The sequence below is a fragment of the Amycolatopsis nalaikhensis genome (assembly GCF_030264295.1).
Lineage (GTDB): Bacteria > Actinomycetota > Actinomycetes > Mycobacteriales > Pseudonocardiaceae > Amycolatopsis > Amycolatopsis nalaikhensis.
In genome coordinates, this window is sequence record NZ_CP127173.1 from 3,847,225 (window position 1) to 3,868,946 (window position 21,722).

Here is a 21,722-nt window from a genome sequence, read left to right on the forward strand (position 1 = left end):
CCAGGGTATGTCGTCATGACTACGACCGTCAATAACGCGAAAGATGGCGTACGGTGTCCGGCATGGAACGCATCAACCCGCCGGAGCTCGGCAAGCCCTCCGGGTTCTCGCACGCGGTGGTGGCCGAGGGCCGCGTCGTCTTCCTCGCCGGGCAGACGGCGCTGGACGCGTCGAACAAGATCGTCGGCGACGGCGTCGTCGAGCAGTTCGAACGCGCGCTGGGCAACCTGCTGGCATCGCTGCGCGCGGCGGGCGGTGCGCCGGAAGACCTGTGCAGCGTGACGATCTACATCGTCGACATGGAGGACTACCGCGCCCACGCACGCGAGATCGGCGCGGTCTGGCGGCGGCTCGCGGGCACGGAGTACCCGGCGATGGCGGGCATCGGCGTCGCCCGGCTGTGGGACGAGGAGGCGCTGGTCGAGGTCCAGGGCTTCGCGGTCGTGAGTGTTTAGGGCGGTTCTAACCGCCTGTCCCAGTTCAGGACATCGTGAACAGGTGATGTTTCAGGACATCGTGGACACTGACCGGCCTGTCAGTGTGGTGACCAGTAGTTGTGTGGTGATCATGCGGCGATGGGCAGAGCAGGGTTTTCGATGGATCCTGAGTTCGTCGCCGCGGTCGCGCAGGCCGCGTCGGGTGAGAAAATCAACATCGCACGGTTCTGCCGCGAGCACGGCGTGTCCCGCACGGTGTTCCACAAGTACCTGAACCGGTTCCGCGCCGAAGGCGCCGAAGGGTTCACCCGCCGCAGCACCGCCCCGCACCACCACCCGGCCGCGCTCGGGCCGACGGTGGCGGAGGCGGTGCTGCGGGCCCGCAAAGAACTCGCCGACGAAGGGCTCGACAACGGGCCGATCTCGATCCGCTGGCGGCTGGAAGCCCAGGGCCACGACCGGGTGCCATCGCAGTCGGCGGTCTACCGGATCCTGCGCGAACACGGCCAGATCGTCCCGCAACCCCGCAAGAAACCCCGCACCCGGCGCCGGTTCGAATACGCCGACCCCAACGGCTGCTGGCAGATCGACGGCATGGAACACTACCTCGCCGACGGCACCAAGGTCTGCATCATCCAGCTCCTCGACGACCACTCCCGCCTCGACGTCGGCACCTACGCCGCGGACAGCGAGAACACCACCAACGCCTGGGCCGCGCTGCAACACGCCTTCGCCGGCTACGGCCTGCCCGTCAAACTCCTCTCCGACAACGGGCTGGCCTTCTCCGGCAAACACCGCGGCCGGATGGTCGAACTCGAACGCCACCTCGCCCAGCTCGGCGTCACCACCATCGCCTCCACCCCGCACCACCCGCAAACCTGCGGCAAGGACGAACGCAGCCACCAGACCCTGCAGAAATGGCTCGCCGCCCGACCACCCGCCGACAACCTCGCAACCCTGCAACGGCTTCTCGACGAATACCGCACGATCTACAACAACCGCCGCCACCAAAGCCTCAACGGCCTCACCCCACAGCAGCGCTACGACGCCCGACCGAAAGCCACCCCCGCCACCGGCCCTCGCCGGCCCAGCGGCGTCACCACCCGACCTGTCTCAGCCACCGGCGTGATCGCCTTCTCCGGCTGCTCCATCGTCCTGGGACGCACCTGGGCCGGTCACACCGCCACCATCTACTGGCAAGGCGACCGCGTCACAGTCATGATCAACGACACGGTCGCCCGCCAGCTCACCCTAGACCGATCGGTACGCTACCAACGCCTCACCAACCCCAAACTGTCCGCGAAGTCCTGAAACACATCTGTTCACGAAGTCCTGAAACATGACAGGGCGGTTCTAACCGCCCTAAACACTCACGACAACTTGCGCCGAGGCTCAGCCGAGGTTGATCGACTTGGCGACGTATGCCCTCGCCGGGTCCTCCAGGCGGTTGTGCAGCTCGAAGAACACCTCGGCCGCGCGGATACCCGACCAGTCGCGGGGCAGGAACTCCGCGGGCAGGCCAGGGTCGAGGTAGGGCATGCGCCGCCAGCCGGTGAGCACCCGGACGTAGTCGGCGAAGGCCTCGTCGTCGGCCACCGACTTGCGGCGCTGCCAGCGGCGCAACGCGGGGGCGTGCTCGTCGAGGAACGTCGTGTACAGCTCGTCGAGGCGGTCGAGGTCCCACCAGTCGCGGACCTTCGCGGCGACGTCGCCGAAGGCCAGGTGGTCGGCGCGGAACAGGTCGGCGTACCCGGCGAGACCGAGCCGGGTCAGGGCTTCCGCGGTCGCGGCGTGGAGGTGGGCCGGGGCGATCCAGACCCCGGAGGCGGCGGTGCCGAAGCCCATCCGGGCGAGCTGGGTGCGCAGCAGGTGGCGCTTGTGGCGTTCGGTCTCCGGCACGGAGAAGACGGCGAGGAGCCAGCCGTCGGCCGGGGTCGCGCGCTCGCGGCGGAAGATGCGTTCGTCGCCTTCGCGGAGGATCTCGCGGGCGTCGTCGGAGAGCTCGTACCCGGCGGTCGCGCCCCGGCGGACCGCCTCGAGGATGCCGCGCCGCTTCAGCCGGGAGATGGATGAGCGCACGGCGGGCTCGTCGACGCCGACGGCGGCCAGCAGGTCGATCAGCGAGGCGACGGAGAGCCAGCCGCCCTCCGTGCGGGAGTAGAGGCCGTACACGGTGACGATGAGCTGACGAGGCTGGGCCGCACGGCCGGAGCCGTCCAGTTCGGTTGCCTCGGGTACGGCCGTCATCGGGCCACAATAACAACAGACGCCGGGATCGCTCCGCTACGATTTCGCCGCGATGCTGCCAGCCACCAAGGGGATCTTCGACCGGCTCACCCGCCGCGGGCGCCTGATGACCAAGCGGACCTGCGACCGGCAGGGCCACGTCCTGCGCAGCGGCCGCTTCCTCTTCCGGACGCCGACCGCGTGGGAGTACGCCGCCGCCGTTGCCTGTGGCAGTGATCCCGCCGCTCAGCGGTGGCTCGGGTGGCAGCGCGACTCCGTCGTCGCCGAGTCCGCGCGGGCCGATGCCCTGCGCGTCGTGCCCGGGACCGGCCCCGATTGGGTGTCGCCCGATCCGCAGTCCGTCGACCTCGTCATGATCGACGTCGAGGCCAACCGCTGCGTCGGGCTCGTCAGCGTGCACACCGGCGAGGACGGCGGCCCGGAGACCGGCGGCTACCTCGCCCCCGACTACCGCGGCCGCGGCCACGGCCGGGTGCTCTTCGCCGCCGGGCTGACCCTGGCGCACGAACACCTCGGGCTCCCGCGGGTGCGGGCCGGCGCCGAGGTCGGCAACGTCGCCAGCGCGCGGTCGCTGGAGGCCGCCGGGCTCGCCCGCGTCGCCGGGCCGCCGACCTACCGGCTGCCGGACGGCCGCGTCACCGAGGCCTGGTGGTTCCAGCACGACGTCCCGCGGACCACCCGCTGCGGCGGCCCGCAAGCGACGTGGTTCCCGGTGTCGCTGCTCTGAAGCTTCGGCCGCCGCCGACGTTTCCCGCGGCTAACTTCGCCGCATGACACCGCTTTCCGCACCCGTTCCGCCCGTTCCCGCCGATGTCCGCCCCGGCACCGTTGCCTGGCTGCGCGCCTCCGTCGCGCGGTTCAGCAACGGCGGCGACCACGTCCGGCGGCGCGCTCTGGCCGTCGACGCCCTCACCTCGGTCGACGTGGAAGCCTTGCGGGACAACGCTTTCACGCGCACTCGAACCATCGTCGCCGCGCTTGACGACTTCGACGTGATGGCCGAGATCGCGCGGCCGGTGCCGGTCGGGGTGCTCGCGGAGGCGCTCGGCCTGCCGGACGTCTCGGCGGACGTCACGCCGGTGGCCGCCGCCTACCACCCGCACGTGACGCCGGACGCGGAAGCCGAAGCCGCGCTCGGACGGCTGGTCTCGGTCTGCGGCGGCCCGACCGAACTCGCGGCCGCGCGCATCGGGCTGCTCGTCCAGGCCTGCGACGCCACCGCGGGCCTCATCGGCAACGAGCTTTCCGCGCGGCTGAGCGGAAAACCCGTCGGGCAGCCGGTCCTGCGCACCCGCCGCCGGATCGACGGCGAGGACGTCGCGGTGTCACTGGCCGGGACGCCGTTCGGGGCCGGACCGCGTGCCTGCCCGGGTTCGGCGCACGCGACCGCCCTCGCGGCCGGCGTTCTCCAGGCGTTGCAGGGGTTCCGCCTGACAGAAGCGGAAACGACGTGGGTGTCGTCGCCGAATCTCCGGATGCCCGCGCGGCTGCGGGTGACCCGCGACGGAACTGTCGGTGCCCTCTGCTAAGACTTACCGCGTTCATCTCCTGGGGAAGGCGCGGAAATTGCTGTACTTGGATGGTCTGCTCGGCGTCGTCACGCTCGGGCTGTGGATCTTCTGCCTCGTCGACGTGATCACCACCGACGAATCGTCCTGCCGCAACCTGCCGAAGGGGCTGTGGCTGCTGCTCGTGCTGGTGGTGCCGCTCGTCGGCTCGATCATCTGGCTGGTGGCGGGCCGTCCGCAGCAGTACGCCACGCGGGCCCGCGGCCCGTACGAGCGCACCGCGCCGGCGTACCCGGAGTACGACCGCCCGGGCCGGTTCGCGGCGACGAGCCCCGAAGACGACGAGGAGTTCCTCCGCAAGTGCCGCGAGCGCGCGGAGGCTCAGCGGAAGCTGGCCCGCGAGAAGCGCGCCGAGGACTGAGCCAAGCGCCCCAAGGCGGCCTTGGTTGCGTCTGACGCACCGAAGGCCACCTTGGTTGCGTCTCACGCACCGAAGGCCACCTTGGTTGCGTCTCACGCACCGAAGGCCACATTGGGGCGCTAGCAGCCCGGGCCCTCGCAAGTGGCGCGTTCGTAGGCCTCCAGCGTCGAGATCACCAGCTGCCGCTCGGCGGGGCTCAACGGCGCCAGCGCGTCACTCCACGCCTTCGCGCCGCGCGCCAGCCAGGCGTCGACCGCCGGGCGCTTGTCCGGGGTGATGCTGACGATCGTGCGGCGGCGGTCGGCCGGGTCCTCCTCGCGGTTCAGCACGCCCTGGCGGCTGAGGTCGCCGACCATCAGGCTCGCCGTCGTCGGGGCGACCTGCAGGCGGGTGGCCAGCTCCGTCACCGTCATCGGGCCGTCGAACAGCAGGTACGACAGCAGCGAGAGGTGCCGCGGCGCCAGCGCGCAGCCGTTCAGCTCCTCGGGGACCGGGGTCCGCTTGGCCCGGCCGACCAGACGCGGCATGAGCAGCAGCAGCTGCCGCACGCCGTCCTCGACGCTCGGTCCGGCCTCCGTTGACACCCCTGACCTCCCGTCGGTAACTTTGTTTGCAAAGCAAACGCATCGGGCTCGCCCGAGCGTACTCGCACCGGTCGAGCGTACCGGCAGAACAGGGGATCCCATGACCGCGCCAGCCGACATGAACGAGTTCAACAAGCAGGTCGCCGACGAGTTCCGCGCCAACGAAGGCAAGGTCGGGGGCATGTTCGCCGACAAGAACGTGCTCCTGCTCACCACGACCGGCGCGAAGAGTGGCCAGCCGCGCCTTTCGCCGTTGGTCTACACCCGCGACGGCGACCGCTACGTCATCGCCGCGTCCATGGGTGGCGCGCCGAAGAACCCGGCCTGGTACCACAACCTCGTTGCGAACCCGAAGGTCACCGTCGAGGTCGGCACCGAGAAGTTCGAGGCCACGGCCACGGTGATCGAGGACCGCGCCGAGCGCGACCGCCTCTACGCCGGCATGGTCGCGCACGCCGAGGGCTTCGCCGACTACGAGAAGAAGACGACCCGGGTCATCCCGATCGTGGTCCTCGAGCGCTAGGACACCGACGCCGTCACGGGAGCGGGCTCGACGCGGGTCTCGGCCAGGCGCCGGGCTTCGCGGCGGGCCTCCTTCCGGGCGATGAGCCGCTTGCCGACGTCGATCAGGGGCTTCTCGACCCAGCGGTGGATCAGGTCCGCGATCGCCAGGCCGACCAGGAACACCGTCACCGCCGACGTCGTCTTGTTCTGCGCGAGCCCGGGCACCGCCTGCACGACGACGAAGTGCACCGGTCCCTGCAGCAGGTAGAGCGAGTACGAGCGTTCGCCGACGAACCGCATCGGGGCCGTGCCGAGCAGCCACCGCAGTGGGCCCGGGCTCACCAGCACGATCAGCAGCAGCATGGTCAACACCGCGTACGCGACGAGCAGCAGCAGGTTCTGCCGCCCCCCGTTGAAGAGGCTGTCGAGGTTGACGTGCAGCAGCGCGAACGCGCCGACGATCGGGATCGCCGCCAGCGGGTGCGTCAACGGCCTCAGCAGCGCGTACCCGCGGCGGTAGTGCAGCAGGATCGCCAGCAGGCAGCCGGCGGCCAGGATGAAGTAGTGGATGCTCGAGTGGTAGATCGCGACCTTCGAGTCGCCGAGCTCCCAGCCGCTGGTCACCGGCACCAGCGCGAGCAGCGCGACCATCGCCGCGGTGATCAGCAGGAACTTGCGCCGGGCCGCGCCGATCCCGATCGCCACCAGCAGGAACGGCCAGACCAGGTAGAACTTCTCCTCGATGCCGAGCGTCCACGAGCCGCTGAAGAAGTTGTCCGCGGAGTGGTCGCTGGTCGAGGGGAAGAATTCGTTGAGGAACGTCAGGTAGTACTTGAGCGCGCGGGGGAAGCCGCGTTCCTCGAACTCGCCGCGCAGCAGGACGAACGCGATGATCCCGCCGAGGATCACCAGGTACGGCGGCAGGATCCGGAAGACCCGCCGCAGGTAGAAGTTCGACAGCGAGATCCGGCCGGTCCGGTCCTGCTCACGCAGCAGCAGCGTCGTGATCAGGAACCCGGACAGCACGAAGAAGATGTAGACGCCGACCCAGCCCGACAGCCACGTCCACTTCGGGCCGCCGAAGTGGAAGAAGATGACCATCGTCGCGGCGAGCGCGCGGAGGCCGTCGAGCCCGGGGAACCGGCGGCTGCCGAGGAAGTCCTCGTGGCTCATGGTGCGCAAGGCGGTTCCCCCGGTCGGTGTGATCGTCGGGGCGAGTATATGGCGTCGCCTTACTCGCCCTTTGCCAGCGGTCGGAGGGTGCCCCGGGCGTCGTACCGGCGCTTGACCTCGCGCAACCTCGCCAGCTCGCCGCTCGGGTGGACGCTCTCGGCGACCTCCGACGGCGCGTGCTCGCCGTACACGAACGGCAGCAGCCGCCCGGTCGACCACGGCGCCAGCGCGTCGAACAGCTTCGCGTGCGCCCGCCGGACGGCCTCGATGCCGTCGTCGCCGACCACCGAGAGCGCGCGGACGACGTACTCCGCCGAGCGGTCCCAGCCGACGCCCGGCTGCTCGGGCGCCTCGGCGAGCGCGCCGCCGAGCCGGTCGACGATCAGCACGGTCGGCACCGCGGCGCCGGGGCCCGCGTGCTCGAGGACGGCGTCGAGCATGGCGTCGTTCAGCTGCGTGACGGTCGCGTTCGTGCCGTGGTAGCCGTGCGGGTGCGGCGGCTCGGCGGCGATCGAGCCGGACTCGGTGAACGGCATCCGCCGCAGGGAGTCCGTCAACGTCGGCGCGACGGCCTGCAGCGGGGCGACCAGCTCGTCGCCGTCGTCGCCGAGGTAGGCGACGCGGACGTGCGCGACGTGCTTGCCGCGCAAAGGTTCGGGCACCATCGGCAGGTCCGGCAGCGGCAGCACGGCGATCGACGTCGACAGCGTGTCCGGCGCGGCCATCGACCACGTGCGCCAGGCCCGCAGTACCGCGGGCAGGTCGGCGGTGTCGAAGTGCAGGCCGCCGCCGTACAGCTCGGTGACCGGGACCAGGGCGAACTCCATCGCCGTGACGATCCCGAAGCTGTCCCGGCCGCCGCGCAATGCCCAGAACAGGTCCGAGCCCGGTTCGACGCGGCGGAGTTCGCCATCGGCGGTGACGACGTCGAGGGCGCGGACGTGGTCGGCGGCGCGGCCGTAGCGGCGGGCCATCAGCCCGAAGCCGCCGCTGAGCGTGTAGCCGACGACGCCGACGTCCGGCGACGAGCCGCTGAGCGGCGCCAGCCCGTGCGGGGCGGCGGCCTCGATCACCGCGCCCCAGCGGACCCCGGCCTCGACGCGCGCCGTGCGGGCGTCGGCGTCGATCTCGACGCCGGTCATCCGGCGCGTGCTGATCAGCAGGCCGTCGGTGCCCGCGGTCAGGCCGTGCCCGGTGGCCTGGACGGCGACCGGCAGATCGTGCTCCGCGGCGTAGCGCACCGCGGCGACGACGTCGTCGGCGTTCTCGGCGGTGACGACCACCGCGGGCGAGCTGGGCACCGCCGTCTGGAACCCGGCGACTTCTTCGGCGTACCCGTCCTGACCAGGGCGGAGGATGTTCATCTCGGCTCCTTTCTCGTTCGCTGCTTCCAGCTTCGTGCCGACGTCCTCAGAAGTCCAAGATCTGGTTTTTCTACTCACTAGAATCAGTGCTTATGGAACTGCACCAGCTCGCGTACTTCGTCGCGGTCGCCGAGGAAGGCACCTTCACCCGCGCGGCCGAACGCCTGCACGTCGCCCAGCCCGGGGTGAGCGCGCAGGTCCGGCGGCTCGAACGGGAGCTGGGGCAGGAGCTGCTGGACCGGTCCGGGCGCACGGTTCGGCTCACCGACGTCGGCGCCGCTGCGCTGCCGCACGCCCGTGCCGCGCTCGCGGCCGTGCGCGGTGTCCGCGAAGCCGTCGACGAGCTGGCCGGGCTGGTCCGCGGGCAGGTCGCGATCGGCGCGGTGACGTCGGCGGGCCCGGTCGGGCTGCCGGACCTGCTGGCCCGCTTCCACGAGCGGTACCCGGCCGTCGAGATCACACTGTCCGAAGCCAATTCCGACACGATGCTCGCGGCGCTGCGCGAAGGACGGCTCGACGTCGCCGTGGTCGGCCTCTCGACGGACCCACCACCCGGCATCGCGACGCAGGTGCTGGTCGACGAGCCGTTCCTGGCTGTCACGGCGCCCGGCGGGCTGCTGTCCGACCGGAGTGCGGTCGCGATCCCGGACCTGGGCGGCCTGCCGCTGATGGCTCTGCCGAAGGGGACGGGCCTGCGTACGGCGTTGGACGCCGCCTTCGCGCGCGAGGGGCTGACGCCGCGGATCGCGTTCGAGGCGGCCGACCCGAACGTCCTGGTGCAGCTGGCCTTGCGCGGTCTCGGCGTCGCGGTCGTGCCGGAGTCACTGGCCCGCTACCACCAGGCGGAGCTGCGGATCGTCGAGATCACCGGGCCGGGGCTGCGGGGCGTGCTGGCGCTGGCCTGGCGGACGGAGGGCCCGCTGAGCCCGGCCGCGCGCGCCTTGATCGCCTTCGCGCGCCGGACTCTTGACACACCGTCAACAACGGCGTTTCCTGAGTCGTGAACCGCTCACGCGAGGAGGCGTGCCGATGGCCGAAACCGCCCTCCGCGACGCCGTCGTCGGCGCCGGGCTGCTGGCCGGCAGCGCGAACGTGATCATGCAGCTCTCCCGCGCCCCGGTCGGGTACGGCGTGCTGGAGAGCAAGGTCGACAGCGGCAACCTCTTCCGCCACCCGCTCAAGCGGACGCGGACCACGCTCACCTACCTCGCCGTCGCCACGATGGGCACCGACGCCGAGCGCGCGGCGTACCGGCGGGGCGTCAACCAGGCGCACGCGCAGGTGCATTCGACCGCCTCGAGCCCGGTCGCGTACAACGCCTTCGACACCGACCTCCAGCTGTGGGTCGCGGCCTGCCTGTACAAGGGTTTCGAAGACGTCTACCTCGCGTTCGTCGGCGGCGATCCGGAGCGGTTCTACGGCGAGGCGGCCGCGCTGGGCACGACGTTGCAGGTCCACCCGGAGATGTGGCCCGCCGATCGGGCGGCCTTCGAGGAGTACTGGGCCGCCGGGCTGGCCGAGGTCGGCATCGACGACACGGTCCGCCGGTACCTGACCGACATCGTCGACCTGCGGTTCGTGCACCCGGTGCTCGCCGCGCCGGCACGGCGGTTCCACCGGTTCGTCACGACGGGGTTCCTGCCGCAGCGCTTCCGCGACGAAATGCGCCTGCCGTGGACCGAGGCGGACCAGCGCCGGTTCGACGCGCTCCTCGCCGCGATCGGCCGGGTGGTGAAGGTGCTGCCGCCCCCGCTGCGGCGCTTCCCGTTCAACGCCTGCCTCTGGGACCTGCGGTGGCGCCTGCGCACGGGGCGTCCGCCGGTCTGAGCCGCCCGGATACAGTGTCGGGTCGGCACAGCCACCCGAGGGGATTCCATGACGGCGATCGAGGCGGACGTCGAGCCCGGAACCACCGCGCCGGACCGGCCCCGGCGGCTCCCGCTGGTCCTCGTTTCGCTGGTGCTGCTGGGCGTTTTCCTCGTCGGTGCGTGGGCGGCCTGGTTCTTCACGATCGACGACGCGTTCATCAGCTTCCGCTACTCGGCGAACCTCGCCGCGGGCCACGGGCCGGTGTGGAACGTCGACGGCCCGCGCGTCGAAGGTTTCACGAACTTCGCCTGGGTGGTCTGGTCGGGGCTGGGCGCGTGGCTCGGGCTCGCGTTGCCGTTCTTCACCAAGGTGACGTCGCTGGTGCTCGGCCTGGCGACGCTCTACCTGCTCATCCGCGAAGGCCACAAGCGTGCCGGGCTGACCGGCGTGCTGGTCGGCGCGGGCGCGTACGTCGTGTTCCTGCCGACGTACTTCCACATCACCGCGGGCCTGGAGACGGCCGCGTTCGCCGCGGTGCTGCTGCGCGTCGTCGTGCTCGGGCTGCGCGTGCTCTCGGGCGAGCGGGTCCGGACGTGGGAGCCGCCGGTACTGCTGCTCCTGCTCGGCATGCTGCGGCCCGAAGGCGTGCTGGCCGCCCTGCCGGTGGTCGGCTTGTGGCTGTGGCGAGAACGCGGTCGCGCTTCGGCGCGGTGGTGGACGCTGGCCGCGGTCGTCGTCGGCGCGGGCTATTTCGTCTGGCGCTGGCAGTACTACGGCCAGCTGCTGCCGAACACCTTCTACGTCAAGTTCGGCCACCTCGACTCCGGCTGGCTGTGGACGAAGCACACGACGGTGCTGCTCCTCCCGCTCCTGCTGCTGACGCTGTCGCTGGTGTTCCGCCGGGCGACGCGGGCGATGGGCGTGCTGCTGGTGGTCACCGTCGCGGTCACGTACCTGACGTACGCGGTGTCCGGGCCGACCATGGACTACCTCGACCGCTTCGCCGACCACGCGATCCCCGTCCTCTGCCTGGGCGCCGGGCTCGCCGCCGGGACGCTGGCGCCGCGGGTCGTCGGCGCGCTGCTCGGCCTGGTGGCCGTCGGCTGGTCGGCCGTCGCGGGCGTGTCCGCGCCCGACCTGGCGGCGGCCGCGAACTACGGGCCCGACCTGCAACGCGCGCACGTCGCGATCGGCAAGGGCTTGGCCGCGGCCGACGTCCCGCCGTCGTCGCGCACGCTCGCCGTCTCGGACGCGGGCGCGATCCCGTACTACAGCGGCTGGACGGCGATCGACTACATCGGGCTCAACGACGCCGCGATCGCCCGCGGCGCGAACCCGACCGAGGTCGTCATGCGGGCCCGGCCGACGGTGATCGTGGTGACCGCGAGCGGCCCCGACCCCTCGGGCACCCCGTACGGCTTCGACTTCGCCAAGGCGACCGCGGGCTACGAGGAAGTCGCGACGGTCGAGATGCGCGCCGGGTACTGGCAGGACGTCTACGCGCTGCCGCAGTACGCGTCGACGGTCGGCGAGCACGTCCGGCGCAGCACCGACGCCGCCCGGCAGGTCAACGACCCCGGGCGGCCCGAGGACACCATCGACCGCTGGCTCGACCGGCTCCGCTCGCAGCTGCCACTTTGAGAGTTGACCGCCTCGCGCGGGGGCGCGAAGGTGGGCCGATGGGCAGTGATGAGATTCGGCACGGCGTCAAGCTCAGCAGTCTCGACCAGGAAGTCTTCCCCGGTGCCGGGGCGACCAAGCGCGACCTGGTGGACTACCTGGAAGCCGTCGCCGACCGGATGCTGCCGGAACTGCACGACCGGCTGCTGAGCGTCGTGCGGGTGCTGCGCGGGCAGGGCCCGTTCATGCAGAAGAACCTGCCGAAGTACACGCCCGACTGGGTGCAGCGGCAGGCGCTGTGGGCCGACCGCTCGCGGCGCGAAGTGACGTACGCGCTGTGCAACGACCTCCGCACGCTGCTGTGGTTCGGCAACCAGCGCGCGATCGAGTACCACACGACGCTCTTCCGCACCGAGCCCGCGAACGGCCCGACGCACCTGATCCTCGACCTCGACCCGCCGGAGGACGGCCCGTTTTCACTGGCCACCGGCGCGGCGAAGCTGGTGCGCGAGGCGTTGCGCAACGACGGCCTCGACGGCGCGGTGAAGACCAGCGGGTCCAAGGGGGTGCACGTGTTCGTGCCGCTCGCGCCGGGCCAGTCGACCGAGGACATCGCCGCGGCGACGCGGGCGGTGGCCGCGCGCGCCGAGCGCGTCGACCCGACGCTGGGCACGACCGAGTACATCAAGGAACGCCGTGAGGGCAAGGTGTTCCTGGATTCGACCCGCTCCGGCGGCGGCACGGTGGTGTGCGTCTACAGCCCGCGCCACCGGCCGGGGATGCCGGTGTCGTTCCCGGTCCGCTGGGCCGACCTCGACGGGGTCAAGCCGTCCGACTTCACGGTGCACACGGCGCCGGGCCTGCTCGACGGCGGCGACCCGTGGACCGACGAGATGCCGGAGCCGTTCGTCCTGCCGGAGGACCTGGTGGCGGAGGGGCACACGATCCCGATCGCCCGGGTGGCGGCGATGCACGAGGGCAAACGCCGAGCCCGGGCGGCCCGCGAGTCGGGCTGAAGGGGACTTTGCTCGCATCAGACGCGCTGAAGGGGACTTTCCTCGCATCAGATGCGATGAACGTCCCCTTCAGCCCGCTACGCGGCCTGGTTCCCCGGCAACGGCGGGCGGCGCACCACCGCGCGCGGCAGCTCGACGATCCGGCCCGGCCGCCGCTCGACGACCCGCTGCCGGGCCAGCCACACGACGTCCCGCCCGAACGACCACACCAGCGAAGCCAGCGCCGCCCCCACGGCCGCCAGCTCCAGCCACGACGGCAGCAACCCGGACACCACCACGACCAGCACCACGCCCTGCACCGCGGCCACCGTCTTGCGGGCCATGCTCGGGTACAGCGGCGCGGTCAGCCACGGCAACACCCACGAAGCCGCGACGAACGCGTACCGCATCAGGCCGATCGTCAGCACCCACAGGCCCAGCCCCTGCGCCACCTGGACGCACAGCAGGAGGATCAGGAACGCGTCGACCTCCATGTCGAAGCGGGCGCCGAACTCCGAGGCCGTGCCCGTGCGGCGGGCCACCTTGCCGTCGAAGCCGTCCATCGCCAGCGCCACCGCGACCAGGCCCGCCAGCCACAGCACCGGGCGGCCGCCGTCGGCGATCAGCTCGGCCGCGACGCCCACCAGCACCGCCCTGGCGAACGTGATCCAGTCCGCCGGCCCGAACGCCGGCCGGTCGCTGCGCCGCAGGCCCCAGCCCGTCAGCAACAGCAGCGCCACGCCGTACACCGCCCCCGTCGCCCAGGCGATCGGGGAGAGGAACGCGGCCCCCGCGGCGAGCACCCACGCCGGAACCACCGAACGCAGGAGTAGGTCCTGTTTGATCATCGTCGACTCCGCGAAATGCTCATAGGGTGGCGGCGACACAGCCTCCGGTCGCCACTAGGAGAAACACGTGGAACAGGCTTTCTGGGTTCAAAGTCCCGGCGAAGGCGCCATCCGGGACGTCGAGCTGCCCGAGCCGGGAGACGGTGACGTCCTGGTCCGCACGCTGTACTCCGGCGTTTCCCGCGGCACCGAAACCCTCGTGTTCCGCGGCGGGGTCCCGGCCAGCCAGCACGACGTCATGCGCGCGCCGTTCCAGGAGGGCGAGTTCCCCGGCCCGGTCAAGTACGGCTACCTCAACGTCGGCGTCGTCGAACGCGGCCCGGCCGAGCTCGAGGGCAAGACCGTCTTCTGCCTCTACCCGCACCAAACCGCCTACGTCGTCCCGGCGAGCGCCGTGACGCCCGTGCCCGACACGGTGCCACCCGGTCGGGCGATTCTCGCCGGCACCGTCGAGACCGCCGTGAACGCCGTGTGGGACGCGCGGCCACGGCTCGGCGACCGGATCGCCGTCATCGGTGCCGGGATGGTCGGCTGCAGCGTCGCGAAACTGCTCCAGGCGTTCCCGGCGACGCGGGTGCAGCTCATCGACGTCGACCCCGCCAAGGCGGAGATCGCCAAGGCGCTCGGTGTCGATTTCTCGACCCCGGAGGAAGCCGACGGCGACCGCGACCTCGTCGTGCACGCGAGTGCCTCCGAAGCGGGCCTCGCGAGGGCGCTCGAGCTGCTCGCGCCGGAAGGCGAGGTCGTCGAGATGTCCTGGTACGGCGACCGCGCGGTGCGCGTGCCGCTCGGCGAGAACTTCCACTCGCGGCGGCTGGTGATCCGCAGCAGCCAGGTCGGCACGGTCGCCCGCCCGGACCGCAGCTACGCCCAGCGCCTGGGCGTCGCCCTCGAGCTGCTCGCCGATCCGGCCTTCGAGGCGCTGGTCGACGGCGAGTGCGTGTTTGAAGATCTGCCTTCCGTGCTACCCCGGTTGGCCGCGAATGAACTTTCCGCCCTCTGCCTTCGTGTCATGTATCAGCCGCAGTGACCACGTCCACCCGCACGCATCGGAGGTCTTGGTGTTCAGCATCACCGTCCGTGACCACGTGATGGTCGCCCACAGCTTCCGCGGGGAGGTCTTCGGACCCGCGCAACGCCTGCACGGCGCGACCTTCGTGGTGGATGCCACCTTCCGCCGCGCCGAGCTCGACGAGGACAACATCGTCGTGGACATCGGCAAGGCCACGGAAGAGCTCGGGGCGGTGCTGAGCGACCTGAACTACCGCAACCTCGACGACGAGCTGCAGTTCAAGGGCATCAACACCTCCACCGAGTACCTCGCGAAGGTCATCGCCGACCGGCTCGCCGACGCCGTCCACGCCGGACGCCTCGGCGAGGGCGCCCGCGGCCTCGAAGGCATCGCCGTCTCGCTCCACGAGTCCCACGTGGCGTGGGCGAGCTACGAGCGTGGGCTGTGAACAGCCTCTACGTCGTCCTGCCGGGGGATGTCGACGACACGTCGGTGCCCAGCGGCGGTAATACCTACGACCGCCGGATGTGCGACCGGCTCGCCGCCGCGGGCCTCGACGTCCACGAGATCGCCGTCGCCGGGTCGTGGCCGCGGCCGGACACCGAGGCCCGCGCGGTCCTCGGGCACCTGCTTTCGGCGTTGCCGACCGGCTCGGCCGTGCTGCTCGACGGCCTGGTCGCCTGCGGGGTGCCGGAGGTCGTCGTCCCGCAGGCCCGGCGGCTTTCGCTGTCGGTGCTGGTGCACCTGCCGCTGGCCGACGAGACCGGCCTGCCGCCCGCGCTCGCCGCCGAGCTCGACGCGCTCGAGCGCGAGACGCTGCGGGCCGCGAGCTCGGTCGTCGCGACGAGCGAGTGGGCCGCGCGGCGGCTGGTCGACCACCACGGACTGGCGCCGCACCGCGTGCACGCCGTGCCGCCCGGGGTCGACCCGGCGCCGCTCGCCGTCGGCACCGACGGCGTGTCCCGGCTGGTCTGCGTCGCCAACGTGACCCCGCGCAAGGGCCAGGGCGTGCTCGCCCAAGCCCTCGAGACCGTCGCCGACCTGCGCTGGACCTGCGAGTGCGTCGGCGGGATCCGGCGGGAGACGAAGTACGTCGAGCGGCTGCGGGAGCACCGCCTCGGCGCCCGCTTCACGCTCACCGGGCCCCGCACCGGCGCGGCGCTGGCCGCGACCTACCACACCGCCGACCTGCTGGTGCTGCCTTCGCGCGCCGAGACGTACGGCATGGTCGTCACCGAAGCCCTCGCTCGCGGCGTGCCCGTGTTGACCACCGACGTCGACGCGCTGCCGGACACCGTCGGGACCGCGCCGGACGGCTCGGTGCCCGGGCTGCTCGTGCCCGGCGACGACGTCGAGGCGCTCGGCGCGGCCCTGCGCCGCTGGCTCACCGACCCGGCGCTGCGGACGCGGCTGCGCGCGTCGGCGAAGCTGCGCCGCGAGACCCTGACTGGCTGGGACGACACCGCCCGGCGAATCGCCGACATCCTGCAGCGGCAGGAGGCAGCGGCATGACCGCGTTCGCGCCGGACTGGCTCTACCTGCGGGAACCCGCCGACGCCGCGGCCCGCGCCGCCGAACTGCTCGACCCGCTGCGGGAGTACCTGGACGACGAGGTCGTCATCCGCGACCTCGGCTGTGGCACCGGCTCGCTCGGCCGCTGGCTGGCCGCCCGGCTGCCCGGCCCGCAGCACTGGATCCTGCACGACCACGACGCCGAGCTGCTCGACCGCGCCCGCGCGAGCCTGCCGGAGACCGCGCTCGACGGAAGCCCCGTCGACGTCGTCACCGAGCAGGGCGACGTCACCGCGCTGCGGGCCGCCGACCTCGCGGGGACGTCGCTGGTCACCGCGTCGGCGCTGCTCGACCTGCTCACCAAGGACGAGGTCACGGCGCTGGCCACCGCGATCGTCGAGGCGGGTTGCGCGGCGCTGCTGGTGCTTTCGGTGACCGGCCGGGTGGAGCTCTCGCCCGCCGACCCGCTCGACGCCGCCGTCGCCGCCGCGTTCAACGCCCACCAGCGCCGGATCACCGGCGGACGGCGGCTGCTCGGCCCCAACGCCGTGGACGTCGCCGCGACCGTGTTCGGCAGGCTCGGCGCCACCGTCGTGCGCGCGGCGAGCGCCTGGCGCCTCGGGCCCGACCAGGCCGAGCTGCAGCGGCAGTGGCTGACCGGCTGGGTCGGCGCGGCCGTCGAGCAACTGCCCGAGCTGCGCCCGGTCACCGACGTCTACCTGCAGCGACGGCTCGAAATGGCCGCGGCGGGCGAGCTGCACGCGGTCATCCACCACGGCGACCTGCTGGTCCTGCCGCCGAGCCTGGAGGTGGCGGCGTGAAGCGCGCGCTGGCCTGGCTGCGGATCTTCGGCGCCTTCGCCATCCTCGCCGTCCTGGTCTGGCAGTTCGGCAGCGCCGCCTTCCTCGACGGGCTCGGCCGGATCAGCGTGCCCGGCGTGGCCGCCGCCCTGGGCATCGGCTTCGCGACGACGGTGTTCAGCGCGGGCCGCTGGCAGGTCGTCGCCACCCGGCTCGGCCTGCGGCTTTCGCTGCGCACCGCGGTCGCCGACTACTACCGCGCGCTGTTCCTCAACGGCGTGCTGCCCGCCGGCGTCCTCGGCGACGTCCACCGCGCGGTGCAGCACGGCCGCGACTCGGGTGACGTGCCGCGCGGCGTGCGTGCCGTCGTGCTGGAACGGACGGCCGGCCAGGTCGTGCTGATCGCGTCCGCGGTCACCGTCGTGCTGGCCTGGCCCGGCGTCGTGCCCGGCGGGTTCCGCGAGGTCGTCACGGTCGCCGGGGTGACCGTCGTGCTGGCCGCCGTCGCCGCGCTGGTCGTGGGCCGCCTGCTCGGCGGGCGCTGGATCCACAGCCCGTCGAAGTGGCGGCGCGGCTTCGCCGTCTCGCTCGCCGACATCCGGCTCGGACTGCTGACCCGCGAGACCTGGCCCGGGGTCGGTTTCCTGTCGGCCGCGACGCTGGCCGGGCACCTGGCACTGTTCGTCGTCGCCGCCCGCGTGGCCGGGGTCGAGGCACCGGTCGGGCAGCTCGTGCCGCTGATGGTGCTCGCGCTGCTCGCGATGGGGCTCCCGCTCAACGTCGGCGGCTTCGGCCCGCGCGAAGGCGTCTGCGCGCTGCTCTTCGGCGCGGCCGGGCTCGGCGCCGCCCAAGGTGTCACCGTCGCCGTCGTCTACGGCGTGCTCACGCTGGTCGCGAGCCTGCCCGGCGCCGGTGTCCTGATCGCCGGGAGCGTCGCCGGGTGCCGCCCGGCGCCGCTGTCCGGGGAACCCGACCGCGGCTTTCGCGTGAAAGCCGCGGGATAGAGAGGTGGAGGCCATGACGGCAGGCGAAGTGGTGGCAGAGGACCTCGCGCAGCGGGCCGTGGTCGAGCGGGTCGTCGACACGCGGCTGCCGACCTCGCACGGGGTCTTCCGCGCGGTCGGCTACCTGGACCGGGCGGGCACCGAGCACGTCGCGCTGGTGCACGGCGACGTCACCGGGATCGGCACGCTCACCCGCGTGCACAGCGAGTGCCTGACCGGCGATGCCTTCGGCTCGACGCACTGCGAGTGCGGCGACCAGCTGGGCACAGCGCTGGACCGGATCGTCGAAGAGGGCGCCGGCGTGCTGATCTACGTCCGCGGCCACGAAGGCCGCGGGATCGGCCTGCTGGCCAAGCTCAAGGCGATGCGCCTGCAGGAGGAGGGTCTCGACACGGTCGACGCGAACGTGGCGCTCGGCCTGCCGATCGACGCCCGCGACTACCACGCGGCGGCGGGCATCCTGACCGACCTCGGCGTCCGCTCGGTGCGGTTGCTGTCGAACAACCCGGAGAAGGTCGCACAGCTCAAGCGCTACGGAATCCGGATCAGCGAGCAGGTCCCGCTGCTGGTTCCGCCGAACGAGGAGAACCTGCGGTACCTGCGCGCCAAGGCGGAGCGGATGGACCACCTGCTCCCGCACCTGGACGAGGCCCCGGTGGGCTGAAGGGGACTTTCCTGGCATCAGATGCCAGGAAAGTCCCCTTCAGCTCATCTGATGCGATGAACGTCCCCTTCAGCCCAGGGCCGCCAGGGTCCCGGCGAAGCGCTGGACGAGTGTGTCCAGCAGGACGTGACCCTTCGCCGCGGTCGCCAGCGAAGGACGGCCGACCACCCCCGACTCCGTGTACGCCTGAAGGCCCAGCGTCAGCAGGTGTTCCCGGTCGGTGACGTGGTCGGCCGTCTCGTACCCGGGCCGGACCAGGTGCGGGTGCGCGTGCAGCAGGATCGACGTCTCCAGCTCGCCCGCGTGCATGTCGTCGTCCAGCGACGTCCGCAGCCCGGCCGCGGTGTGCGCGGCCTGCCAGTCCGCGACGCCGGGGAACAGCGCCATCGCCCCCGCCGCCTCCTGGACCACATTGGACAGTACGTAGTTGCCGCCGTGCCCGTTCACCAGCACGAGCCGGGGCACGCCGGACGCGGCCAGGGACGCCGCGACGTCGGTGACCACGGAGTGCAGCGTCCGCGCGGAGATGCTCGCCGTGCCGGGCCACGCCGCGTGTTCGTGGGAGCACGAAATGGGGATCGGCGGCAGGTGGAGCACCGGGTACGCGGCCGCGACGGCGTTCGCGATCGTCGCCGCGATGACCGTGTCGGTCGCCAGCGGCAGGTGCGCGCCGTGCTGCTCGAAGCTGCCGACCGGCAGGATGGCCACCTCGGGCCGCGCCTCCCGCACGTCGGCGGTGGTGGCGAGCGGGAAGAGCTCGGTCATCGGCGCGTCCCCTTCTCTATGTTGGGTGGCATGAGCGAGCATGCCGCACTTCTGGACGTCGCGCGCGAAGCCGTGGCCAAGGCGACGGAAATCGTCCGGTCCCGCCCGAGTTTTTCGGTTTCCGCGAAAGGTGATCGCGACCTGGTGACCGACGTCGACACCGCGGTCGAAGACGCGCTGCGGGAGTTCCTCGCCACCGAGACACCGGAGATCGGCGTGCTCGGCGAGGAGCGCGGCCGCAGCGGTGACGGCGGCGGGCGCTGGTGGGCGCTCGACCCGATCGACGGCACCGCGAACTTCGCCCGCGGAATTCCGCTCTGCGGGATTTCCCTGGCGCTGGTGGACGGCGCGCACAGCACGGTCGCCGCGATCACCCTGCCGCACCTCGGCGTTACGTACACGGCGTCGCGCGGTGAAGGCGCCTTCCGCGACGGAGAGCGGATCGGCGCGTCGACCGCGACGGCCGTTTCGGACGCGATGATCTCCGTCGGCGACTTCGCGATCGGCGAGCTCGCCGAGGAGCAGAACCGCGCCCGGCTGCGGCTGCTGGCGGACCTCGGCGCGCGGGCGGAGAAGATCCGGATGTTCGGCAGCGCGGCCATCGACCTCGCCTGGGTGGCGGACGGAAAGCTCGACGCCGCACTGATCCTGGCCAACAAACCGTGGGACACGATGGCGGGTGTGCTGCTCGTGCGCGAGGCCGGCGGCGTCGTCGTCGACCGCGACGGCAGCGAGCACACGGTGGACTCCGCGGCGACGATCGCCGTCGGTGCCGGGCTGCGCAAGGAGATCGTGGACGCACTTGATCGCGCGTTCGGGGTTGTTCGTTAAGATTCCGGGTATCCGGGTGGGCGGCGCCACAGCGCGCGATTGCACTGTCCGCCCAAGGATTTCGGTTAGGTTGGTACCGGTCGGCCGCCGCGGCTGGCATGCTGACCGGATCTCGTCGGCCACTTCGGAGAATGGTGGATGCTCGTGGAAAGTCGCCGGATCCGCGATCGGTACCGGCTGCTCGAGCCGATCGGCGGCGGCGCGATGGGCACGGTCTGGCGCGCCCAGGACGAAATGCTCGACCGGACGGTCGCGATCAAAGAGCTCGTGCTGCCGCACGACCACGATGAGCACCGCACGGAGGAAGCGAAAAACCGGGCGATGCGCGAAGCGCGGATCGCCGCCCGGCTGCAGCATTCCCACGCGATCACCGTGTTCGCCGTCCTCGAGGAGGAGGACCGGCCGTGGTTGATCATGGAGTACCTGCCGTCCAAGAGTTTCGCCGTCCTGGTGCGCGAGGAGCCGACGACGGTCGACGACGCCATCCGCGTCGGCGCGCAGATCAGCTCGGCGCTGGCCGGCGCGCACCGCGCCGGGATCGTGCACCGCGACGTGAAGCCGGCCAACATCCTCGTCTCCGAGGACGGCACGGCGAAGATCACCGACTTCGGCATCTCCCGCGCGATCGGTGACGTCAAGCTGACCGCGACCGGCGAGATCGCCGGCACGCCCGCGTTCCTCGCCCCCGAAGTCGCCCGCGGCGAGGACGCGAGCTTCGCCGCCGACGTCTTCTCACTCGGCGCCACGCTGTACGCGGCGGTCGAGGGCCAGCCGCCGTACGGCACGGCGGACAACCCGATCGCCTTGCTCTACAAGGCCTCCAGCGGCGAGATCGTGCCGCCGGAGAAGGCGGGCAGGCTGACGCCGCTGCTGCTGCGGATGCTCGCCACCGAACCGGCCGAGCGTCCGTCGATGGACGAGGTCGAGCGCGAGCTGCGGGCCATGCTGCCCGACGCCGAACCCGGCGCGTCGGTGCTCGCGCCGACGATCCCGGAGACCGAACCGCCGGCGGTGGTGCCGCCCGTACCCGCCACGGTCGCCGTGCCGGCGGGCGAGGTCACCGCGGTGTCGCCGGGGGCGCGCAAGGGCCTGATCGCCGTCGGCGCGGGCGCGGCGCTGCTGTGCGTCGCGGTGGTCGTCGCGATCCTGCTGGTCGTGCGCCAGAGACCCCCGCAGGACACCGCCGCCCCGCCCGTCTCGTCGACGCCGCCCGCCTCGGCCTCCGTGACTCCCTCGGCGTCGCCGTCGCCCTCGCCGACCCCGCCGACCACCACCACCGCTCCGCCGACTTCGCCCACGGTCTCCACCGTGGCTTCGCAGAAGACCGCGGCCCAGGCGATCTACGACTACTACGCGCTGCTCCCGCACAACTCCGCCGAGGCGTGGAAGCTGCTCACGGATCGGTTCAAGGCGTCCCGCAACCAGACGTACCAGACGTACACGAGCTGGTGGAGCCGGTTCAGCTCGGTGAAGGTCACCAGCGCCACCGAGTCGGGGCCGAACCGGGTCACCGCGCACGTCGTCTACAGCACCGGCCAGTCCGAGACCGACACCTTCACGATGGTCCAGGAGAACGGCGTCTGGAAGATCGACGGGCAGAGCTGAACCTTCGCGCGTCCGGCCG

At 71.9% G+C, this 21,722-nt stretch carries 24 protein-coding genes; 18 read left to right on the top strand and 6 right to left on the bottom strand.

What is annotated here, in order from left to right:
* The first annotated feature begins 62 nt into the window (after positions 1 to 62).
* Entirely contained in the window at positions 63 to 455 is a 393-nt protein-coding gene (locus QP939_RS19125) for a RidA family protein (protein WP_285458137.1), read from the top strand.
* A gap of 141 nt (positions 456 to 596) precedes the next feature.
* On the top strand, positions 597 to 1,748 hold the full coding sequence (locus QP939_RS19130) for an IS481 family transposase (protein ID WP_285457824.1): 1,152 nt from the start codon (positions 597 to 599) through the stop codon (positions 1,746 to 1,748).
* An 81-nt stretch (positions 1,749 to 1,829) separates the two neighbouring features.
* Here the strand turns inward: QP939_RS19130 and QP939_RS19135 are convergent, their stop codons facing one another.
* Complete coding sequence (locus QP939_RS19135) at positions 1,830 to 2,684, bottom strand: PaaX family transcriptional regulator (protein ID WP_285458139.1); 855 nt, start codon at positions 2,682 to 2,684, stop codon at positions 1,830 to 1,832.
* Positions 2,685 to 2,736: 52 nt separating this feature from the next.
* Between QP939_RS19135 and QP939_RS19140 the strand changes: the two genes are divergently transcribed.
* The 3 genes from QP939_RS19140 to QP939_RS19150 are packed head-to-tail and all read left to right on the top strand — an operon-like array spanning position 2,737 to position 4,613.
* On the top strand, positions 2,737 to 3,411 hold the full coding sequence (locus tag QP939_RS19140; RefSeq protein ID WP_285458141.1) for a GNAT family N-acetyltransferase: 675 nt from the start codon (positions 2,737 to 2,739) through the stop codon (positions 3,409 to 3,411).
* A 43-nt stretch (positions 3,412 to 3,454) separates the two neighbouring features.
* Positions 3,455 to 4,213, top strand: a complete 759-nt coding sequence (locus QP939_RS19145; protein WP_285458142.1) for a cytochrome P450 family protein — start codon at positions 3,455 to 3,457, stop codon at positions 4,211 to 4,213.
* 37 nt (positions 4,214 to 4,250) lie between these two features.
* Complete coding sequence (locus QP939_RS19150; RefSeq protein ID WP_285458143.1) at positions 4,251 to 4,613, top strand: PLDc N-terminal domain-containing protein; 363 nt, start codon at positions 4,251 to 4,253, stop codon at positions 4,611 to 4,613.
* A gap of 119 nt (positions 4,614 to 4,732) precedes the next feature.
* On the opposite strand, the gene QP939_RS19155 is transcribed toward QP939_RS19150, so the two are convergent.
* Positions 4,733 to 5,197, bottom strand: a complete 465-nt coding sequence (locus QP939_RS19155) for a MarR family winged helix-turn-helix transcriptional regulator (protein WP_285458144.1) — start codon at positions 5,195 to 5,197, stop codon at positions 4,733 to 4,735.
* Between the two features lie 100 nt (positions 5,198 to 5,297).
* Here QP939_RS19155 and QP939_RS19160 point away from each other — a divergent pair, with 100 nt between their 5' ends.
* Positions 5,298 to 5,720: a nitroreductase family deazaflavin-dependent oxidoreductase gene (locus tag QP939_RS19160; protein WP_285458145.1), complete on the top strand. Its 423-nt coding sequence runs from the start codon at positions 5,298 to 5,300 to the stop codon at positions 5,718 to 5,720.
* On the opposite strand, the gene QP939_RS19165 is transcribed toward QP939_RS19160, so the two are convergent.
* Both QP939_RS19165 and QP939_RS19170 read right to left on the bottom strand, forming a co-directional pair.
* Complete coding sequence (locus QP939_RS19165; protein ID WP_285458146.1) at positions 5,717 to 6,874, bottom strand: acyltransferase family protein; 1,158 nt, start codon at positions 6,872 to 6,874, stop codon at positions 5,717 to 5,719. The genes QP939_RS19160 and QP939_RS19165 overlap by 4 nt on opposite strands.
* A 59-nt stretch (positions 6,875 to 6,933) precedes the next feature.
* Positions 6,934 to 8,238 carry an FAD-binding oxidoreductase gene (locus QP939_RS19170; RefSeq protein ID WP_285458147.1) on the bottom strand — a complete coding sequence of 435 codons (1,305 nt, stop codon included), beginning with the start codon at positions 8,236 to 8,238 and terminating at the stop codon, positions 6,934 to 6,936.
* 92 nt (positions 8,239 to 8,330) lie between these two features.
* Here QP939_RS19170 and QP939_RS19175 point away from each other — a divergent pair, with 92 nt between their 5' ends.
* From QP939_RS19175 to ligD, 4 genes are read left to right on the top strand one after another with little or no spacing between them, the layout of a single operon-like run.
* Positions 8,331 to 9,242, top strand: coding sequence for a LysR family transcriptional regulator (locus QP939_RS19175; protein ID WP_285458148.1), 912 nt, complete (start codon positions 8,331 to 8,333; stop codon positions 9,240 to 9,242).
* Between the two features lie 25 nt (positions 9,243 to 9,267).
* On the top strand, positions 9,268 to 10,065 hold the full coding sequence (locus QP939_RS19180) for an oxygenase MpaB family protein (protein WP_285458149.1): 798 nt from the start codon (positions 9,268 to 9,270) through the stop codon (positions 10,063 to 10,065).
* Between the two features lie 48 nt (positions 10,066 to 10,113).
* Positions 10,114 to 11,688, top strand: a complete 1,575-nt coding sequence (locus tag QP939_RS19185) for a DUF8728 domain-containing protein (protein WP_285458150.1) — start codon at positions 10,114 to 10,116, stop codon at positions 11,686 to 11,688.
* 38 nt (positions 11,689 to 11,726) lie between these two features.
* Positions 11,727 to 12,683 (top strand): non-homologous end-joining DNA ligase, encoded by a 957-nt coding sequence (gene ligD, locus QP939_RS19190; protein ID WP_285458152.1) that lies wholly within the window; start codon positions 11,727 to 11,729, stop codon positions 12,681 to 12,683.
* Positions 12,684 to 12,760: 77 nt separating this feature from the next.
* On the opposite strand, the gene QP939_RS19195 is transcribed toward ligD, so the two are convergent.
* A complete protein-coding gene (locus tag QP939_RS19195) occupies positions 12,761 to 13,510 on the bottom strand; it encodes a CDP-alcohol phosphatidyltransferase family protein (protein WP_285458153.1) in 750 nt (249 codons plus the stop codon).
* Positions 13,511 to 13,577: 67 nt separating this feature from the next.
* Here QP939_RS19195 and QP939_RS19200 point away from each other — a divergent pair, with 67 nt between their 5' ends.
* From QP939_RS19200 to ribA, 6 genes are read left to right on the top strand one after another with little or no spacing between them, the layout of a single operon-like run.
* Positions 13,578 to 14,540 (top strand): zinc-dependent alcohol dehydrogenase, encoded by a 963-nt coding sequence (locus tag QP939_RS19200; protein ID WP_285458154.1) that lies wholly within the window; start codon positions 13,578 to 13,580, stop codon positions 14,538 to 14,540.
* A gap of 31 nt (positions 14,541 to 14,571) precedes the next feature.
* On the top strand, positions 14,572 to 14,970 hold the full coding sequence (locus QP939_RS19205) for a 6-pyruvoyl trahydropterin synthase family protein (protein ID WP_285458155.1): 399 nt from the start codon (positions 14,572 to 14,574) through the stop codon (positions 14,968 to 14,970).
* Positions 14,967 to 16,034, top strand: a complete 1,068-nt coding sequence (locus tag QP939_RS19210) for a glycosyltransferase family 4 protein (protein WP_285458156.1) — start codon at positions 14,967 to 14,969, stop codon at positions 16,032 to 16,034. Before QP939_RS19205 ends, QP939_RS19210 begins: the two co-directional genes overlap by 4 nt.
* Positions 16,031 to 16,855: a class I SAM-dependent methyltransferase gene (locus tag QP939_RS19215; protein ID WP_285458157.1), complete on the top strand. Its 825-nt coding sequence runs from the start codon at positions 16,031 to 16,033 to the stop codon at positions 16,853 to 16,855. Before QP939_RS19210 ends, QP939_RS19215 begins: the two co-directional genes overlap by 4 nt.
* On the top strand, positions 16,852 to 17,838 hold the full coding sequence (locus tag QP939_RS19220; protein ID WP_285458158.1) for a lysylphosphatidylglycerol synthase transmembrane domain-containing protein: 987 nt from the start codon (positions 16,852 to 16,854) through the stop codon (positions 17,836 to 17,838). Before QP939_RS19215 ends, QP939_RS19220 begins: the two co-directional genes overlap by 4 nt.
* Before the next feature lie 13 nt (positions 17,839 to 17,851).
* Complete coding sequence (gene ribA, locus QP939_RS19225; RefSeq protein ID WP_331660779.1) at positions 17,852 to 18,502, top strand: GTP cyclohydrolase II; 651 nt, start codon at positions 17,852 to 17,854, stop codon at positions 18,500 to 18,502.
* A 69-nt stretch (positions 18,503 to 18,571) separates the two neighbouring features.
* On the opposite strand, the gene QP939_RS19230 is transcribed toward ribA, so the two are convergent.
* A complete protein-coding gene (locus QP939_RS19230) occupies positions 18,572 to 19,267 on the bottom strand; it encodes a creatininase family protein (RefSeq protein WP_285458159.1) in 696 nt (231 codons plus the stop codon).
* 30 nt (positions 19,268 to 19,297) lie between these two features.
* On the opposite strand from QP939_RS19230, the gene QP939_RS19235 reads away from it, so the two are divergent.
* On the top strand, positions 19,298 to 20,098 hold the full coding sequence (locus tag QP939_RS19235) for an inositol monophosphatase family protein (protein ID WP_285458161.1): 801 nt from the start codon (positions 19,298 to 19,300) through the stop codon (positions 20,096 to 20,098).
* Between the two features lie 138 nt (positions 20,099 to 20,236).
* A complete protein-coding gene (locus QP939_RS19240; RefSeq protein WP_285458162.1) occupies positions 20,237 to 21,703 on the top strand; it encodes a serine/threonine-protein kinase in 1,467 nt (488 codons plus the stop codon).
* Positions 21,704 to 21,722 lie beyond the last annotated feature (19 nt).

Coding starts and splice junctions, on each gene's coding strand:
- QP939_RS19145 (WP_285458142.1), top strand. CDS start 3,455: ATGACACCGCTTTCCGCACCCGTTCCGCCCGTTCCCGCCGATGTCCGC.
- QP939_RS19195 (WP_285458153.1), bottom strand. CDS start 13,510: ATGATCAAACAGGACCTACTCCTGCGTTCGGTGGTTCCGGCGTGGGTG.
- QP939_RS19170 (WP_285458147.1), bottom strand. CDS start 8,238: ATGAACATCCTCCGCCCTGGTCAGGACGGGTACGCCGAAGAAGTCGCC.
- QP939_RS19240 (WP_285458162.1), top strand. CDS start 20,237: ATGCTCGTGGAAAGTCGCCGGATCCGCGATCGGTACCGGCTGCTCGAG.
- QP939_RS19130 (WP_285457824.1), top strand. CDS start 597: ATGGATCCTGAGTTCGTCGCCGCGGTCGCGCAGGCCGCGTCGGGTGAG.
- QP939_RS19185 (WP_285458150.1), top strand. CDS start 10,114: ATGACGGCGATCGAGGCGGACGTCGAGCCCGGAACCACCGCGCCGGAC.
- QP939_RS19235 (WP_285458161.1), top strand. CDS start 19,298: ATGAGCGAGCATGCCGCACTTCTGGACGTCGCGCGCGAAGCCGTGGCC.
- QP939_RS19180 (WP_285458149.1), top strand. CDS start 9,268: ATGGCCGAAACCGCCCTCCGCGACGCCGTCGTCGGCGCCGGGCTGCTG.
- QP939_RS19135 (WP_285458139.1), bottom strand. CDS start 2,684: ATGACGGCCGTACCCGAGGCAACCGAACTGGACGGCTCCGGCCGTGCG.
- QP939_RS19175 (WP_285458148.1), top strand. CDS start 8,331: ATGGAACTGCACCAGCTCGCGTACTTCGTCGCGGTCGCCGAGGAAGGC.
- QP939_RS19230 (WP_285458159.1), bottom strand. CDS start 19,267: ATGACCGAGCTCTTCCCGCTCGCCACCACCGCCGACGTGCGGGAGGCG.
- QP939_RS19125 (WP_285458137.1), top strand. CDS start 63: ATGGAACGCATCAACCCGCCGGAGCTCGGCAAGCCCTCCGGGTTCTCG.
- QP939_RS19140 (WP_285458141.1), top strand. CDS start 2,737: ATGCTGCCAGCCACCAAGGGGATCTTCGACCGGCTCACCCGCCGCGGG.
- QP939_RS19160 (WP_285458145.1), top strand. CDS start 5,298: ATGACCGCGCCAGCCGACATGAACGAGTTCAACAAGCAGGTCGCCGAC.
- QP939_RS19165 (WP_285458146.1), bottom strand. CDS start 6,874: ATGAGCCACGAGGACTTCCTCGGCAGCCGCCGGTTCCCCGGGCTCGAC.
- ligD (WP_285458152.1), top strand. CDS start 11,727: ATGGGCAGTGATGAGATTCGGCACGGCGTCAAGCTCAGCAGTCTCGAC.
- ribA (WP_331660779.1), top strand. CDS start 17,852: ATGACGGCAGGCGAAGTGGTGGCAGAGGACCTCGCGCAGCGGGCCGTG.
- QP939_RS19215 (WP_285458157.1), top strand. CDS start 16,031: ATGACCGCGTTCGCGCCGGACTGGCTCTACCTGCGGGAACCCGCCGAC.